Source organism: Streptomyces sp. TN58 (assembly GCF_001941845.1).
GTDB lineage: Bacteria > Actinomycetota > Actinomycetes > Streptomycetales > Streptomycetaceae > Streptomyces.
The window spans coordinates 734,158-749,681 of record NZ_CP018870.1; the positions used below are offsets into that span (position 1 = coordinate 734,158).

Annotated in this window: 15 protein-coding genes; 9 read left to right on the top strand and 6 right to left on the bottom strand. The window is 74.6% G+C overall.

Annotated features, from left to right (window positions below):
* Nucleotides 1-143 precede the first annotated feature (143 nt).
* Complete coding sequence (locus tag BSL84_RS03470) at nucleotides 144-1,052, top strand: alpha/beta hydrolase fold domain-containing protein (RefSeq protein WP_075969772.1); 909 nt, start codon at nucleotides 144-146, stop codon at nucleotides 1,050-1,052.
* A gap of 6 nt (nucleotides 1,053-1,058) precedes the next feature.
* On the opposite strand, the gene BSL84_RS03475 is transcribed toward BSL84_RS03470, so the two are convergent.
* Nucleotides 1,059-1,796 carry a class I SAM-dependent methyltransferase gene (locus tag BSL84_RS03475; protein WP_030032418.1) on the bottom strand — a complete coding sequence of 246 codons (738 nt, stop codon included), beginning with the start codon at nucleotides 1,794-1,796 and terminating at the stop codon, nucleotides 1,059-1,061.
* Nucleotides 1,797-2,022: 226 nt separating this feature from the next.
* On the opposite strand from BSL84_RS03475, the gene BSL84_RS03480 reads away from it, so the two are divergent.
* Nucleotides 2,023-4,173, top strand: coding sequence for a SpoIIE family protein phosphatase (locus BSL84_RS03480; protein ID WP_234363607.1), 2,151 nt, complete (start codon nucleotides 2,023-2,025; stop codon nucleotides 4,171-4,173).
* An 11-nt stretch (nucleotides 4,174-4,184) separates the two neighbouring features.
* Here BSL84_RS03480 and BSL84_RS03485 read toward each other — a convergent pair whose 3' ends face one another.
* From BSL84_RS03485 to BSL84_RS03495, 3 genes are all read right to left on the bottom strand, one after another.
* Nucleotides 4,185-5,027, bottom strand: coding sequence for a hypothetical protein (locus tag BSL84_RS03485; RefSeq protein ID WP_075969774.1), 843 nt, complete (start codon nucleotides 5,025-5,027; stop codon nucleotides 4,185-4,187).
* A 5-nt stretch (nucleotides 5,028-5,032) separates the two neighbouring features.
* A complete protein-coding gene (locus tag BSL84_RS03490; RefSeq protein ID WP_075969775.1) occupies nucleotides 5,033-6,835 on the bottom strand; it encodes a glycoside hydrolase family 15 protein in 1,803 nt (600 codons plus the stop codon).
* Nucleotides 6,836-6,927: 92 nt separating this feature from the next.
* Complete coding sequence (locus BSL84_RS03495; RefSeq protein ID WP_030028014.1) at nucleotides 6,928-7,473, bottom strand: DoxX family protein; 546 nt, start codon at nucleotides 7,471-7,473, stop codon at nucleotides 6,928-6,930.
* A 105-nt stretch (nucleotides 7,474-7,578) separates the two neighbouring features.
* Between BSL84_RS03495 and BSL84_RS03500 the strand changes: the two genes are divergently transcribed.
* Together BSL84_RS03500 and BSL84_RS03505 are read left to right on the top strand one after the other, a co-directional pair.
* Nucleotides 7,579-8,043 (top strand): MarR family winged helix-turn-helix transcriptional regulator, encoded by a 465-nt coding sequence (locus tag BSL84_RS03500; RefSeq protein WP_045323743.1) that lies wholly within the window; start codon nucleotides 7,579-7,581, stop codon nucleotides 8,041-8,043.
* Nucleotides 8,044-8,098: 55 nt separating this feature from the next.
* Nucleotides 8,099-8,410 (top strand): YkvA family protein, encoded by a 312-nt coding sequence (locus tag BSL84_RS03505; RefSeq protein ID WP_030028016.1) that lies wholly within the window; start codon nucleotides 8,099-8,101, stop codon nucleotides 8,408-8,410.
* Nucleotides 8,411-8,444: 34 nt separating this feature from the next.
* Here BSL84_RS03505 and BSL84_RS03510 read toward each other — a convergent pair whose 3' ends face one another.
* Together BSL84_RS03510 and BSL84_RS03515 are read right to left on the bottom strand one after the other, a co-directional pair.
* Entirely contained in the window at nucleotides 8,445-9,080 is a 636-nt protein-coding gene (locus tag BSL84_RS03510) for an alpha-ketoglutarate-dependent dioxygenase AlkB (protein WP_030028017.1), read from the bottom strand.
* Between the two features lie 62 nt (nucleotides 9,081-9,142).
* Nucleotides 9,143-10,429, bottom strand: coding sequence for an MFS transporter (locus tag BSL84_RS03515; RefSeq protein ID WP_234363399.1), 1,287 nt, complete (start codon nucleotides 10,427-10,429; stop codon nucleotides 9,143-9,145).
* Between the two features lie 366 nt (nucleotides 10,430-10,795).
* On the opposite strand from BSL84_RS03515, the gene BSL84_RS03520 reads away from it, so the two are divergent.
* From BSL84_RS03520 to BSL84_RS03540, 5 genes are all read left to right on the top strand, one after another.
* Complete coding sequence (locus BSL84_RS03520) at nucleotides 10,796-11,023, top strand: CbtB domain-containing protein (protein ID WP_030028019.1); 228 nt, start codon at nucleotides 10,796-10,798, stop codon at nucleotides 11,021-11,023.
* Nucleotides 11,024-11,034: 11 nt separating this feature from the next.
* The gene (locus BSL84_RS03525; protein WP_030028020.1) at nucleotides 11,035-11,865 is read left to right on the top strand and encodes a CbtA family protein; all 831 of its coding nucleotides are present in this window, start codon (nucleotides 11,035-11,037) and stop codon (nucleotides 11,863-11,865) included.
* Between the two features lie 217 nt (nucleotides 11,866-12,082).
* The gene (locus tag BSL84_RS03530) at nucleotides 12,083-12,436 is read left to right on the top strand and encodes an ArsR/SmtB family transcription factor (protein ID WP_030028021.1); all 354 of its coding nucleotides are present in this window, start codon (nucleotides 12,083-12,085) and stop codon (nucleotides 12,434-12,436) included.
* A gap of 155 nt (nucleotides 12,437-12,591) precedes the next feature.
* Nucleotides 12,592-13,998 (top strand): MFS transporter, encoded by a 1,407-nt coding sequence (locus tag BSL84_RS03535; protein ID WP_075969776.1) that lies wholly within the window; start codon nucleotides 12,592-12,594, stop codon nucleotides 13,996-13,998.
* Between the two features lie 52 nt (nucleotides 13,999-14,050).
* Nucleotides 14,051-15,481: a hypothetical protein gene (locus BSL84_RS03540; RefSeq protein ID WP_075969777.1), complete on the top strand. Its 1,431-nt coding sequence runs from the start codon at nucleotides 14,051-14,053 to the stop codon at nucleotides 15,479-15,481.
* Nucleotides 15,482-15,524 lie beyond the last annotated feature (43 nt).

Below are 15,524 nucleotides of genomic sequence, written 5' to 3' on the forward strand. Positions count from 1 at the left end.
GGTGACGGGCACCAATCTGCCGATCGCCGTGGTGATCAGTCCATCTAGACTTTCTTAAACGGGCCGACAGCGCAGCTTCACGAGCGTGTCTTCACCCCTATGCTCCTCCCTTGACGGGGCAGGGAAAAGGGGAGGTGAGGGGCGTGCCGAGTCTGCGCAGCAGGGCTTTTTCGGTCGCCATGGTCGCGGCGGGGCGGCGCAGACGGTTCGCGAGCGCCGACGCGGTGCGGGCCCGGGTGGCGTCGGCGGCCCGCCGGCCCCCCTCGCATCTGCCGCCGCGCCGGGTGGGCCGCGTCGCGGACGTCTCCCGGACCTTCGTCGGCGCGTGGCCGGTGTACGACGTCTGCCCGCCGGGGGCGGAGCCGTCGGCACAGGTGCTGTACGTGCACGGCGGCGGCTATGTGGGCGAGCTGGAGCGCCGGCACTGGGAGCTGGTGCGGGCCCTGGTGACGCGGGCCCGGGCCCGCGTCGTCGTGCCCGCGTACATCCTGGCGCCGCGCGGTACCGCGGACCGGACCGTCCCGGTCGCCACCGACCTGCTGAGCGGGCTGATCGCGGGCGGCGGTGACGGCGGGACGGTGCTCATCGGCGACTCGGCCGGGGCCGGGATGGCGCTGGCGGCGGCGCAGCGCCTGCGCGACCGTGACGGCGAGCAGCCCTCGCGGATCGTGCTGGTCTCGCCCTGGCTGGACGTGACGATGAGCCATCCGGACCAGGCCGCGATCGAGCCGGCCGATCCGGTGCTCGCCCGTGCGGGCCTGGCCGAGGCCGGGCGGCTGTACGCGGGGACGCTGGCGGCCGAGGATCCGCTGGTGAGCCCGCTGCGCGGGACGTTCGGGGGCCTCGCGCCACTGACGGTCTTCAGCGGGACCCGGGACGTGCTCGCGACGGACAGCCGGGAACTGGTGCGGCGGGCGCGTGCCGAGGGGACCGAGGTGGAGTTCCACGAGGCGGCGGGGCTCCCCCACGGATACCCGCTGCTGCCGGTGCCGGAGGGGCGGGCGGCCCGGGACAGGATCGTCGAGCTGGTCAGGTCGGCGGCCGAGCTGTGAGGCCCGCTACGCCGTGCAGGTCATGAGGGAGCTGATCGGCCAGGCGCGGTAGGCCGTCCAGAAGGCTTCGTCGCGGACGGTGTCGGCGGGCGGCGTCCGGTTCGGCTGCCAGCCCACCGTGACGAAGCCCGCCTCGACGGCCGCCTCGGCGAGGTCGGAGTGGGCCCACTCGCGGAACTCGAACGGCACCGGCGGCTCGGTCAGGAAGTGGGCCTTCAGCAGCGGCGCGTCGCCGTCGCGGACCCGGTCGAGGATGCGGACCCCGTACGGCGACCAGTCCACCCGCGGGAACGCTCCGGCGTTGGGGACGATGGCCAGCAGCCGGCCGCCGGCGCGCAGGTTGGCGCGGACGGACCGGAACATCGCGTGCAGGGTCCGGCGGTCGGGCGCGTAGCTGAACACGTACGCGGCGGTGGCGAGGTCGAAGGGGCCCAGGTCGGGCAGGCCGGCCGCGTCGGCGACGAGGTATTCGACGTCGGGGCGGTCCTTGGTCGCCTCGTGTTCGCGGGCCAGGCGGATCATCTCCTCGGAGACGTCCACGCCGACGGTGCGCCGGGCTCCGCCGCGGGCCAGCAGCCGGGTGTTGTAGCCGTATCCGCAGGCCAGGTCGAGGGCGTCGAGGCCGCGCAGTCCGCCGAGCGCGTCGAGGGCCCCGTGCAGGGTGTAGGTGTCGGCCGCGGAGAAGGCGGCCGTGCTGGTGGACTGCGCGTAGCGCTCGCCGATGGTGTCGTACTGGAACCGCATGCTCTGCCTTCCGGGGGCCGGCCGGGGTGTGGGACGCGTGCGTATCGCGCCCGTATCGTGCCCCGCGGCGTGGGCGGACGGCCGCCCGCACACCCGTACCTCCCCCGGACGAGGGAAGCGGTCGGCCTATCGCGGCGGCGTCGGGCGGGGGCCCGCGGGGACACGCCGCCGCGGCTTCGGAGCCGGGATGCCGATGCCGCCGCCGAGGGCGCATGCTGACTGTGTGATGGCGAGAGCGGGCAGCGTCGGCGCCGCCGCCGACGCCTTGGTCCAGGCACTCGCGCGGGCCGCCGTGAGCGCCGGGGAGGCCGTGGGTGGGTACGCGGCCGGGGTCTACCTGCGCTCGGGCTCCGGCGATCTGCTGCAGCTGGCCCTGTTCACGGGACTGCCGCTGCCGCTGTTCCGGCCGTGGTGGCGGATGCAGGTCAACCGGCCCTTTCCGGTCGCCGAGGCCTACCGCTCGGGGCAGGCCGTACACCTGCCCGACGCCGCGTCGGCCATGAGCCGCTTCCCGCAGCTGGTCGCGGGACTGCCCTTCCCCTTCGCCTCGCTGTACGAGCCGGTGGTCGCGGGCGCGGAGCGGTTCGGCGTGCTGCTGGTGCTGCGGCCCGCCACGCCCGGTGTCCCGGTCGGCGCCCGCGACCGCAGACGGCTCCGGGAGGCCGCGGAGAGGCTGGCGGGCGAGCTGGCGAAGCTGTCGGCGGCCGGGGAGCCGGTGGCGTGGGAAGGGGACCCGGTCGCGGTGCCGCCTCCGCCGCCCGGGGCCGGGGCGGTGGCGGCGGACGCCCGCCGCGCCGTGGACCGGCTCGCGCAGGCGGTGCTCTCCCTGGACCGGCAGGGCCGAATCGGCTTCGTCAACTCCGCGGCGGAGCACCTGCTGGGCACCGGCGCGGGGCAGTTGCAGGGGCGGCTGCTGTGGGAGGCTCTGCCGTGGCTCGGGCACCCCTCGTACGACGATCACTTCCGGGCCGTCTTCATGTCCTCGGAGCCGGTGCACTTCTCCGCCCGGCGCGGCCGCCATCCGCCGGGCGAGTGGCTGTCGGTGGGCCTCTATCCGGCCCCGGACGGCGTGACCGTGACGATCGGCACGGCCGACCCGCCCGCCTATCCGGCCTCGGCCGCCGACACCGGCGCGGACGGGGGCTCGCCCACGGACGGGGCGTCCACGCTGTACCGCCCGGTGGCGCTCGCCATCGCGCTGACCGAGGCGGTCACGGCCCGGCAGGTGTCGGCGGTGGTCACCGAGGAGCTGCTGCCCGCCTTCGGCGGCCGCCAGCTCGCGATCTACCTGCTCGACGAACGGCATCTGCACCTGGCCTGGGAGACCGGCTTCCCGCGGGGTTTCCTGAACCGGTTCGACGGGGTGGCCCTCGACGTCCGGCTGCCGGGCGTGGAGACGCTGACGACGGGCCGCCCGCTGTTCTTCGAGTCGATGCAGCGGCTGGCCGCTGCCTATCCGGGCATTCCGCTGGACGCGGACGTCGGTGCGCGCGCCTTCCTGCCGCTGATCGCGTCCGGCCGTCCGGTCGGCTCGTGCATCCTCGGTTTCGACGCGCCGCGCGGCTTCAGCCCGGAGGAGCGTACGGTGCTCACCGCGCTGGCCGGCCTGATCGCGCAGGCCCTGGCGCGGGCCCGGCGCTACGACAGCGAGGCGGCGCTCGCCCACGGGCTCCAGGCGGCGCTGCTGCCGCACCGGCTGCCGGTGCGGCGGCACGTGGAGACGGTCGGCCGCTATCTGCCCGGTTCCGCCGGCATGGACGTGGGCGGCGACTGGTACGACGTCGTGGAGACCGGCTCGGGCCGACTGGCCCTGGTCATCGGCGACGTCCAGGGGCACGGGGTGGCCGCCGCCGCGACCATGGGGCAGCTCCGCAGCGCCGTACGGGCCTTCGCGCTCGCCGGGAGCACACCGGAGCAGGTGGTGCGCGGCACCAACCGGCTGCTCATCGACCTCGATCCGGGCCAGTTCGCCAGCTGCTGCTACGTGGTGCTCGACCCGGCGTCGGGCTCGGCCCAGGCCGTCCGGGCCGGACACCCGCAGCCGCTGCTGCGCCGCCCCGACGGCCGGACGGAGGTGCTGGACCTGGCGGGCGGGGTGGTCCTCGGCGTCGACCCGGAGGCGGCGTACCCGGTGACGGAGCTCCGGCTGGCGCCGGGCGCGGTGCTCGCGCTGTACACGGACGGGCTGGTGGAGCTGCCCGGTGTGGACATCGACGAGGGGGTGGAGCGGCTGCGGGCGGCGCTGGCGTCGGGGCCGCCGGTTCCGCTGGCCGAGGCCGCCGACCGGCTGATCGGCGACGCCGCCGACCGGCCGGACGACATCGCGCTGCTGCTGGCGTCCCTCACGGGCGGCGGCGAGCGGCCCGCGCCACGCTGACCGGGTGCCCTTCACGGCCGTTCGAAGGCCTGGAGGATCCCGCCGGCCGAGAAGCACAGGGCGCCGCACAGCGTCCCCCAGTTCGCGACTCCGGCGTCGACCGGGCTTCCGGTGGCGGGCCGGGTGAAGGCGGCCAGGGCGGAGACCATGAACAGCACCGATCCGAACTGGTTCACGGCGACGATCCACCAGCCGAGGCTGCGCGAGCGCAGGCAGGGCCAGGGGCGGTGGCAGAGCTCGACGAACGCCAGGTGTCCGGAGAGCAGGAAGAGCAGGCAGCCGATCAGGTCGGGGGTCCAGATCAGCCGGTTGGTCTGCTGGGTGGTGAGTCCCTGGAGGAAGGAGTCCAGGAGGTTGATCCCGAACACGAGCGTCCCGGCGAACAGCACGAACGTGCTCAGCCAGTCCAGGCGCATCGGCTCGTAGCCCCACCACTTCCAGGCGGTGACGACCAGCCGGCCGCCTCCGGGTGTGTGGCGCGGCCCGTTGAGGACCTGGAGGAGGGAGACGTAGCCGCCGGTGTTGAAGAACAGGCCGCCCGCGAAGTAGATCGCGGCGCTCTCGGCGGTGTCGCCCCACCCGAACTGGGCCACGGCGGCGCCGAGGGCGAAGAGGGCGCCGCCGATGACGAAGGCGGCCGATGCGATGCCGTTCAGCCGCCGAAGGCGGCCGAGGGCCTCGGCGTCGGCGGTCGTCGTGCGGGCGGCCGTCCCTCCCGGACCGCTGACCGCGAGCGTGCCGCGCCTGCGGGCGGATCGCGACTCCCAGACGACCGTGTCCCCTTCGGGGCGCTGCCAGGTGAGCCGGGTGGTGAAGGGTCCGGCGCCTTCGGCGCGCTGCCGGGGCGGCTCCACGCCGGTCAGCCCGCCTCGGTCGTGCGCTTTTCCAGACCGGCCAGGGTGAGCGCGGTGTTGACCAGGCCTACGTGGCTGAACGCCTGCGGGAAGTTGCCGAGTTGGCGTCCGGAGACGGGGTCGTACTCCTCGGCGAGGAGGCCCACGTCGTTGCGGACCGTCAGCAGCCGTTCGAAGAGGGCACGGGCCTCGTCCTCCCGGCCGGTCAGCTGCAGGGCGTCGGCCAGCCAGAACGAGCAGGCGAGGAAGGCCCCCTCGTCGCCGGGCAGTCCGTCGACGGAGTCGGCGGTGCTGTAGCGGCGTACCAGTCCGCTGCGGCCGAGTTCCGCGCGTACGGCGTCGACGGTTCCGGTGACGCGGGGGTCGTCGGGCGGGAGGAATCCGACTCTGGGGATGAGCAGGGTCGCCGCGTCGAGTTCGCGGGAGCCGTAGTACTGGGTGAAGGTCCCCCGCTCGGGGTCGAACCCCTTGTCGCACACGTCGCGGTGGACCTCGTCGCGCATCGCGCGCCATCGGGCCACCTCGCCGGGCAGTGAGGGGTCGCTCTCCAGGGTCCGCACGGCGCGGTCCGCGGCCACCCAGGCCATCACCTTGGAGTGCACGAAGTGCCGTCGGGGGCCGCGGACCTCCCACAGGCCCTCGTCGGGGCGGCGCCAGTTCTGCTCCAGGAAGTCCAGGAGTGCGAGCTGGATCCGCCAGGAGTGCGCTTCGGCGGGGAGGCCGGCGGACCTGGCCAGGTGCAGGGCGTCCATGACCTCTCCGTACACGTCGAGCTGGAGCTGGTCGACGGCCGCGTTGCCGACGCGGACGGGTGCGGAGGAGGCGTAGCCGGGCAGCCAGGGCAGTTCGGTCTCGGGGATCCGCCGCTCGCCGGCGATGCCGTACATGATCTGCAGGTCGGCGGGGGCTCCGGCGACGGCGCGCAGGAGCCATTCGCGCCAGGCCCGGGCCTCGTCGAGGAAGCCGGTGGTGAGGAGGGAGCCGAGGGTGAGGGTGGCGTCGCGCAGCCAGCAGTAGCGGTAGTCCCAGTTGCGGACGCCGCCGATCTCCTCGGGCAGGGAGGTGGTGGCGGCGGCTGCGATACCGCCGGTGGGGGCGTAGGTGAGGGCTTTGAGGGTGATCAGGGAGCGGGTGACGGCTTCCTTGTAGGGGCCTTCGTAGCGGCATTGGGAGGCCCACTCGCGCCAGTCGGAGAGGCTGCACTCCAGGGCCTCGAAGGGGTCGGTGGGTTCGGGGCGCGGCTGGTGCGAGGGGTGCCAGGTCAGGACGAAGGCGACGCGGCGGCCGGCGGTGACGGGGAACTGCGAGCGGGTGCTGTTGTCCTGGCCCCAGGTGCGGACGGGGGGCTCGCTGCGGAACCAGGCGGAGTCGGGTCCGGCGACGGCGACGCGTTCGCCGTCGCTGCGGCGCACCCAGGGCACGACGTGGCCGTAGTCGAAGCGCATGCGCAGGGTGCTGAGCATCCGGACGGTGCCGCTGATGCCCTCGACGATGCGGACGACGTCGGGCGCGACGTCGCGCTGGGGCATGAAGTCGATGACCTTCACGGTGCCGGTGTCGGTCTCCCAGTACGACTCCAGGACCAGTGAGCCGTCGATGTAGGCGCGGCGGGTGCAGCGCTCGCCGTCGGCGGCGCCGAGGGGTGCGATGCGCCAGTGGCCGTTCTCCTCGTCGCCGAGGAGTTTGGCGAAGCACGCCCCCGAGTCGAAGCGTGGCAGGCACAGCCAGTCGATGGACCCGTCGCGACCGACGAGTCCGCTGGTCATGAGGTCGCCGATGAGTGCGTAGTCCTCGATGGGTTGTGTCATTTGAGCGCTCTTCCCCTGAATGTCCGGGGCCAATCAGGCTGGGCCCCGGACACCCCGGGACGGCGCCTCCGTGGCTGCCCGCGGGTCGGGCGTCAGTTGCGTACGAGGAGCAGTACGGCGGCGAGGACGATGCCGAGGGTGAGGGCCATGGCCCCGTGGGCGAGGCGGTGGGTGCGCAGGACGGGAAGGAGGCGGTCGACGGCGTACCGGCCGGGGCCGGTGAGGGTGAGGGCCGCGGCGCCGGCGGTCAGCAGGAGCTCGTACTCGATGCCGGCCGGGGCGAAGAAGGAGCCCGTTCCGTGGACGGCGATGGCGTTGACGAGGGTGCCGACGAGGGCGGCGCCGGCGAGCGGGGTGAGGAGGCCGGCGGCGAGGCCGAGTCCGCCGAGGGTTTCGGTCAGTCCGGCGAGGACGGCCATGGCGTCGCCGGCTGGGTAGCCGCTCGCGGTGAAGAACCGGCCGGTTCCGTCGATGCCGCCGCCGCCGAACCAGCCGAAGAGCTTCTGGGTGCCGTGTGCGGCCATGGTGAGGCCGAGGACGATGCGCAGGAGCAGCAGGCCGGCGTCGTGGCCGGGGGTGGAGGGGGTGGACCGGGTGGCGGGCCGGGGGTGCGGGGCGGTGGCGGAGGGGCTGGTCATCGCGTCGCGATTCCTTCCGATGGATTGCGAGTTGTTCAAATTCGAACCGTGACCATGGACCCTAACCGGTGATTCAAATTCGAACAACTCGTGTAGGGTGGGGCCATGGCTGAACCGCGATGGCTGGACGAGCGCGAGATGCGCGCCTGGAACGGCTTCCTGGCCGCTTCGGCCCTGGTGAACCGGCGCCTCGACCAGCAGCTCAAGGACGACGCCGGGCTGTCGCACCCGCAGTACGAGATCCTCGTACGGCTCGCCGCGGCCCCCGGGCGTGAGCTGCGGATGACCGAGCTCGCCAACGGCCTGATCAACTCCAAGAGCGGGCTGACGTACCAGGTCACCCAGATGGAGAAGGCCGGGCTGGTCCGCCGCCGCAGCTGCCCCTCGGATGTGCGCGGCGTCTTCGCGGTGCTCACCGACGCCGGCAGCGCCAAGCTGGAGGAGGCCGCGCCGGGCCACGTGGCGACGGTCCGGGAGGTTCTGGTCGACGTCCTGACCCCGGCGCAGCTCGACGCGCTCGCCGAGGGACTGGGCGAGGTGGGGCGCCGCCTGCGCGGGCAGGGCACCTGAGCGGCTTCGGTCGCGGGGCAGGCATCACCGCCCGAAATCGGGGTATAGGGGCGCCATGGACGGAAAGGTCTGGCTCATCGTCGGCACGGTCCTCACGGTGGGTGTCGCGATCGCCGCGGCCGTGCTGTTCGTACGCGTGCTCAGGGCGCGGCGGCTGCTGGCCGACGCGGGTATCCCGCTGCACGACAAGGCCCTGTTCTGGGCCGCCCTGATCTACACCGTCTCCCCCGTCGACCTGATCCCGGACCCGGTGTACCTGGACGACATCGGGATCCTCATGCTGGCGCTGCGTTCGCTGCACGCGGCGGCGGCGGCCGCACGGCCGTCGAAGGATCCAGGTGTCGACGTGCGGGCGACCCGCGTCTGACGCGTGCGGGCGCGGAACGCACCGGTGCCTGAGGTCAGCGCACGCCCGTGGTACGGAACTGGATGCTGATGCGGGGCCCGACGGCCCGCGCCGACTTCGGCACGGCGTGCTCCATGGTGCGCTGGCAGGAGCCGCCCATGACGACGAGGTCGCCGTGGCCGAGCGGCAGCCGCAGCAGGGTGGGCCCACCGTCGCGGGGGCGGATGGCGAGGTCGCGCGGGTCGCCGACGGAGACGATGGCGACCATGGTGTCCTCGGTGGAGGAACGGCCCGTCCGGTCGCCGTGCCAGGCAACGCTGTCCCGGCCGTCGCGGTACAGGCACAGCCCGGCGGTGGTGAACGGCTCACCCAGCTCGGCGGCGTAGTGGCCGCCCAGCGCATCGCGGGCCTCCACCAGCGAGGGGTGCGGCAGGGCGTCGCCCTCGCCGTAGAAGGCGAGCAGCCGGGGCACCTCGACCTCCCGCTCGTACATCTGCCGCCGCTCGGCGCGCCAGGGCACGTCGGCGGCCAGCCGCTCGAACAGCTCGTCCGCCCCGTGCAGCCACCCGGGCAGGTGGTCGACCCACGCCCCGGCACCGAGCTCGGTCCGCCGCAGCCCGCCGAGAGGGCCGAGACCGATCTCGTCACCCTGGTCGAAAAGGGAGCCCTGCAGACCCCGGACCGCGTGCATACCCCCAGCCTAGCCCCCCAACCGAACATGTGCACGATTTACCAGCGCCCCACGCGCCGCTGTCAGAGCGACGGGCCGCCGGACGGGTGGCGTGGTCTGCGGGTGAGGAGGGTGACGGTGAGAGAGGCCGCGGCGGCGAGGGCGATCGCCGGGCCGGGGCCGACGCACTGGGCCAGACCGCCGGCGATCGCCGCGCCCAGCCCCTGCCAAGTCATCCGCCCCGCCGACTCGACCCCCTGGACCTGTCCGCGGATCGCCTGCGGGGACAGGTCCAGCAGCTGTTCCTGGAGGGGCAGCGTGGCGGCGAACCCGGCACTGGCGAGGAACACCGCGACCGCCAGGACGGGCGCGGGCGGGTGGAGCGCGAAGAGCACAAAGGGGGCGGCGAGCAGCAGCCGCAGGGTGAGGGCGTGGCGGCGGCGGCTCTCGGCGGTGAGCAGCCGGCCGACGGCCAGGTCGCCGAGGAGCATGCCGGCGGCTCCGGCGGCCAGGAAGGTCCCGGCGTGGCCGGGGTCGTAGGAGATGAAAAGCGCCTCGCAGCCGACGATCAGGCCGTTGGGGACCCACAGGGCCAGCAGCAGGACCCGCCGGCCGGGGTGGGAGAACAGCTCGGCGTTGGCCCGCCATGTCTGCCGCAGGCCCGGTCGGCGGGTGAGCCGGACCGAGTGCTCGCGGACGGTGGCCGCGACCACGGCCGCGCCGAGGGCGGTCAGGCAGGCGGCGACGGCGAAGACGGTCTGCGGGTTCGTGTGGCGCAGCAGTACGGCACCCGTCGCGTAGCCGAGGATCGCCGTACCGCCCGAGGTGATGTTCATCAGGGAGCGGGCCCGCGCGTAGGCGGACACCGGCACGACCTCGGACAGCAGCCCGAGCCGTGCGCCCGTGCCCAGGGACTGGAAGAAGCCGAGGAGCAGCAGCAGTGCGAAGCGTGCGGCCAGCGGCAGTCCCGGGACGGCCTGCGCGGCGACCCCGGCCAGCGAGGCGAGTTGGAGCAGGACGACGGTGCGGCGCGGGTGGCCCGCGTCCGCGACCGACATCAGCGTCAGCGCGCCGAGGACGGTCGCGAAGGTGGCGCCGTACATGCTCACGGCCGTCAGGAAGGGGGAACCGGTCTGTGCGTCGACGAGCGTGCCGAGCGCGAAGCCCGACAGGGTGCCCGCCGCGACGGTCAGGGTGAAGCCGGCGTACAGCCCGGTGAACTCCCGGCTGCGCAGCAGGCCGAGATAGCCGCCGGGGGTGGGCTGGGGGTCGGGGGCGGGAGTCGTGTCCGGGCGGGAGTCGTGTCCGGGCCGGGGCGAGGGGTGGTGGGAGGGGCTTGAAGAGGAGTGGGGAGAAGGGTCTGAAGGCATGAAAAAAGCCTCCGGACGCATGCACGGGGCACGCACGCCGAAGGCCAACACCGGGGATTCTAGCAGGAGTCCCGGCCCGCTCGCCGCGCACCGCCGGCCCCACGATCGTAGGGAGAGCGTATTACCGCAGCGTAACTGTGTGATCAGGGACTCACGGTCTTGGCCGCGCGTCCGCCACGCGGTAGCGTCAACGCGACATAAAGACATAGCGACGACGGCGAGACGGAAGTCCGGTGAGAATCCGGCATGGTCGCGCCACTGTGTGCTGCGGTGACCTCCCCAGGGGGCCCTCGCGGCGAGTCAGACCCGAGGACCGTCGTCCTGCACCACCGTATGGGACGCGTTGTTCCCCAAGGAGGTTCCATCATGGCCGAGGCCGTCGCTTCCGCTGCCGTTCACACCCCTGCCGTCTCGCCGTCGGCTCCGCTGCCCGTGCGCGCCGTCCTGCCCTGGGCGCTCTTCGTCGGTCTTCTGATGCTCGTGGCCCTGTACTTCGTCGGAGCCGAGCAGGGCGCCACCGCCCTGTTCGCCGGTGAGGGCGTGCACGAGTGGGTGCACGACGGCCGCCACCTGCTCGGCTTCCCCTGCCACTGAGAGGCCGTGCCATGTACGCCTCTACTGTCAGGGGTCTGCTGGTCCGCGGCATGCTCGCGGGCCTGATCGCCGGGCTGTTCGCCTTCGCGGTCGCCTATGTGGTGGGTGAGCCTCCGGTTCGGGGTTCCATCGCCGTGGAGGAGGCGGCCGCCGCCCAGGACGCCGCGAGCGCCCCGAGCGGCCACGCCGGCCACGGGGGTGACGCCGCGTCGGGCGGGGCCGCCGAGGAGGAGGAAGAACTCGTCAGCCGGCCCGTCCAGTCGACCCTCGGACTGGCCACCGGTGTGCTGGTCTACGGGGTCGCGCTGGGCGGTATCGCCTCGCTCGCGTTCGCGTTCGCCCTCGGCCGTGTCGGCGGGTTCAGCCCGCGGGCGACGGCCGCGCTCACCGGTGCGGGCGCGTTCGCCCTGGTCTACCTGGTGCCGTTCCTCAAGTACCCGGCCACCCCGCCGGCGGTCGGCAACCCGGACACCATCGGGCAGCGCACCACGCTGTTCTTCCTGATGATCCTGCTGAGCGTGCTGCTCGGCGTCGGCGCGATCATCCTCGGGCGGCGGCTGGCACCGCGCCTGGGCAACTGGAACGCGACACTGACGGCGGCCGGCGGCTTCGTCGCCGCCACCGCCGTGGCGTTCGTGTTCCTGCCGGACAACAGCGACGCGGTGCAGCCCGGGTTCCCCGCGGCCCTGCTGTGGGAGTTCAGGCTCGCCTCGCTGGCCGTCCAGCTCGTGCTGTGGGCGGTGTTCGCCGTCGTCTTCGGTGTCCTGGCCCAGCGGCTGCTGGCGTCGCGCACCGACGAAACGGAAGTGACGGCCCGGCAGCAGGCGCCCGCCCTCGGCTGACGCCCGCCCCGTCCGCGTACGGGCCCCGCGACCCCTTGGAGGGCGCGGGGCCCTTTCGCGTCCGCATGCGTGCGTGGAAGCGCACGCTTCACCCCACGGCCCGGGGCGTGTCGCGCAGACGGCGCCGTCGCCCGGAGCGAGCCGGACGGGACTCTCACAGCACCCCCTAGAGCTGCGACCGCAGGGGTTCACCGGGTCGCGGCACTAGGATGTCCGGATGAGCCGAGGCACGCACGTGGCAGGTGCGCATGACGCGCGGGAGCGGGGCGACGACCGGCTTGAGGCCGCCGCGGCCGTCCTGGCCCTGCTCGCGGACCGCACGCGCCTGGCGCTGATGGAGCGGCTCGGCCGGGGCGAGGCGGACGTCACCACGCTCACCGAGGCGTGCGGGGCGGCCCGGCCTTCCGTCAGCCAGCACCTGGCCAAGCTCCGGCTCGCCGGCCTGGTCACCGCACGCAAGGACGGCCGCCGCGTGGTCTACGCCCTGCGTCACGGACACCTGCGCCGGCTGGTGGACGAGGCCATGAACGTCGCGGACCACCAGCTCGGCTCCCTGCCGCCGCACGACTGAGCCCGCCGGCGGAAACCGCCCGCCGCCTCCCCCGCCGCCTCCCCCCTCGCCGCTTTGCGCCTCCCCTTCCCGGCGACCAACAGGTGCACGCGTGCGCACATGCTGGCTACGCTGGTCCCGCGTCATCGATCCGCCGACCGGAACGGGGGCCGCCCTTGCCGTCCGTGCTCCGCAACAGGACCTACCGCCACCTGTTCACCGCCCAGGTCGTCGCCCTGGTCGGCACCGGGCTCGCCACCGTCGCGCTGAGCCTGCTCGCGTACGACCTCGCCGGCGGCGGGGCCCCGGCGGTCCTCGGCACCGCCCTGGCGATCAAGATGACCGCCTACGTGACCGTCGCACCGCTGGCCACGGCCGTCGCCGCACGGGTGCCGCGACGGACCCTCATGGCGGCGACGGACCTCGTCCGCGCCGGGGTGGCCGCGGCCCTCCCCCTCGTCAGCGAGGTGTGGCAGGTCTACGTCCTCGTCTTCCTGCTCCAGGCGGCCTCCGCCGCCTTCACCCCTGTCTTCCAGGCCACGATCCCCCAGGTCCTGCCGGACGAACAGGACTACACCCGGGCCCTGTCGGCGAGTCGGCTCGCCTATGACCTGGAGAGCCTGTGCAGCCCGGTGCTGGCCGCGGCGCTGCTCACCGTCGTCTCCTACGACCGGCTGTTCGCCGGCACCGCCGCCGGCTTCCTCGCCTCCGCCGCGCTCGTGGCCGCCACGGCGCTGCCCGGGCCCGCCGCCCCCGCCGAGGAAACGGGCGGGGTCCACGCCAGATCCGCCTTCGGGACCCGCCTGTTCCGCGCCACACCGCGGCTGCGGGCCCTGCTCGCCCTCGACCTGGCGGTCGCCGCCGCCGGATCCTTGGTCTTCGTGGACACCGTGGCCCTCGTCCGCGGCCATCTGGGCCGGGCGGAAGGCGCGGTCTCCGTCGCCCTCGGCGCGTACGGTGCCGGGTCCGTGCTGGCCGCGCTCGCCCTGCCCCGGCTGCTGCGGCGCACCACCGACCGCGCGGTGATGCTCTCGGCAGCCGCCTGCCTTCCGGCCGTGCTCGCCGCCGTGGCCGTGCTCACCGCGACCACCCCCGGGCCCTGGTCCTGGCCCGCTCTCCTGGCGGCGTGGGCGGCGATCGGAGCGGCCTGCTCGGCCGTGCTGACCCCCGGGGGCCGTGTGATCCGCCGCTCCGCGGCCGACACCGACCTGCCCGCCGCCTTCGCCGCCCGCTTCTCCCTCTCCCACGGCTGCTGGCTGCTCACCTACCCGCTGGCCGGGTGGCTCGCCCCGTGGGCCGGCCTTGCGCTGACGGCCTCGGTCCTGGGGGCGGCCGCCCTGGCCGCCACCGCCGCGGCGGCGGCGATGTGGCCGGTCCGCGACCCGGACCGGCTCGAACACGTACACCCGGACCTGCCGCCCGGTCACCCGCACCTCGCCGACGCCCGTGCCGCCGGGGGCGGTTGGCTGCACGGCCACCACTACGTCATCGACCAGCACCACCACCGCTGGCCCGGGCGGGCCGGCCCGCGCCGGAAAACACCTCGCCGGTCGCGGCCGGGATCGCTACGATCACCGCGATGACCACTTCCTCCCTTCACGGATCGGAGGTCCCCACCGCGCAAGGTGAGTGCTGATGCTCACTCAGACCGCGCCCCGGGACCCCCGCCTCGCCCTCTGGCTCCGCGTACGCGAGTACGCCGTGCCGGCGTCCATGATCGAGACTGCGACCGCCCGCCGCCACGCCGGCGACTGGGCCGCGGCATGTGCCGCCGCAGGCGTCGACGTCGATTTCAACCTGCGTTCCCTGGCCCGCTCACACGGCCGCGACCTCGCGGACCGGATCCGGGCCGATCTACGCCACCTGGCCCCCGACCTCCTCCGCTGGCACATGCCGCGCGTCGCTCCCGACGGGCTGCTGCGCCCCGGCCTGACCCTCACCCTGGCCCGGTACGACACCGCCGGACCCGGGGACACCGCACCCCCGGTGCACCTCGTGGCCCGTACCCCGCCCGCCTGGGCGGACGGCGGGCAGCGCATCAGCCTCGCCCTGTGGGACGGTGTCCGCACCGAGACCGGGGTCGCCGCCCGTGATCCGCACCGCAGGTCCCACCCCGACCGGCGGTTCCGCCTCGACCTGCACCGCCATTTGTGGGACGCGCGCAGGTCGGACGAGCTGCGGGCCCGCTCCGGGGCCGACCGGCCGGCCGGCGACCGCCCGAGCGGCCCGGAACCGGAGCTGACGCGAACGCTGCCGCCGGAACACCGCCGGGCCGCCGGCCGGTGGGCGGTCGACCGGTGGGCCGCGGAGGCGGCGATCGTGCTCCGGGCCGAGGGCCGGACCGCCGGCCGCGTCACCGTCCGGCTCGGGACCCGGCAGCGGCTGCTTCTGGACCTGGCCGTGGACGGACCCGCACCCGGCCCGCGGCCCGCGCTACGGATCGCAGCCGCCCCCGCGGACGGCAGCGCCCGCACCCTGCCGGTCCTGCCCGATGCGGCGGCATGGATACTGCCCGACCTGGAACTTCTCCGCGCGGGCGCCGTCGAGGCCGACCGGCTGCACCCCCTGGTCGCGGCCGCCCTGGCACCGGACCGTGCTCCGGCCGGGACGGGCCGGACCGGGGCACCGGGGCCGGGGACCGGCCCCGGGCAGCCGCGCTTCGTCGAATGCCGCGGAGCCCGGCACCGCATCGGCCTGGTCGACGGGGTGCTGGCGGCGCTGGACCACGACCCGGCCGAGGTCCGGCGCGAGGAACTGCTCGCCGCCCTGTCCGGCACCCCCCTGCCCTGCCTCCAGGCCATCGAGACGGCCCACCGCCGGCCGGACTGCCTCACCGGCGTCCGCGAACGCCTGGACCACGGCGACACCGCCGGGGCGCTCGCCGTCGTCGAAGGCCTCCTGGGCCCGGGCGCGCTGCTGCGCCCCGGTGCCCTGCGCGACGAACTGGAGGCGGCCGCCCGACGGCGGGTCACCTACGGGCTGTTCCGCGCCGGGCTGGCCGGACCGGGCCCCAAGCGCCTGCCTCCGCAGGCCCGCCGCCCCCGGCAGGACCGCCGGGCCGCCTGAGGCCGCGCCCTGCGGCTCCCGCCGGGCCCGCTCCCGAACCCGC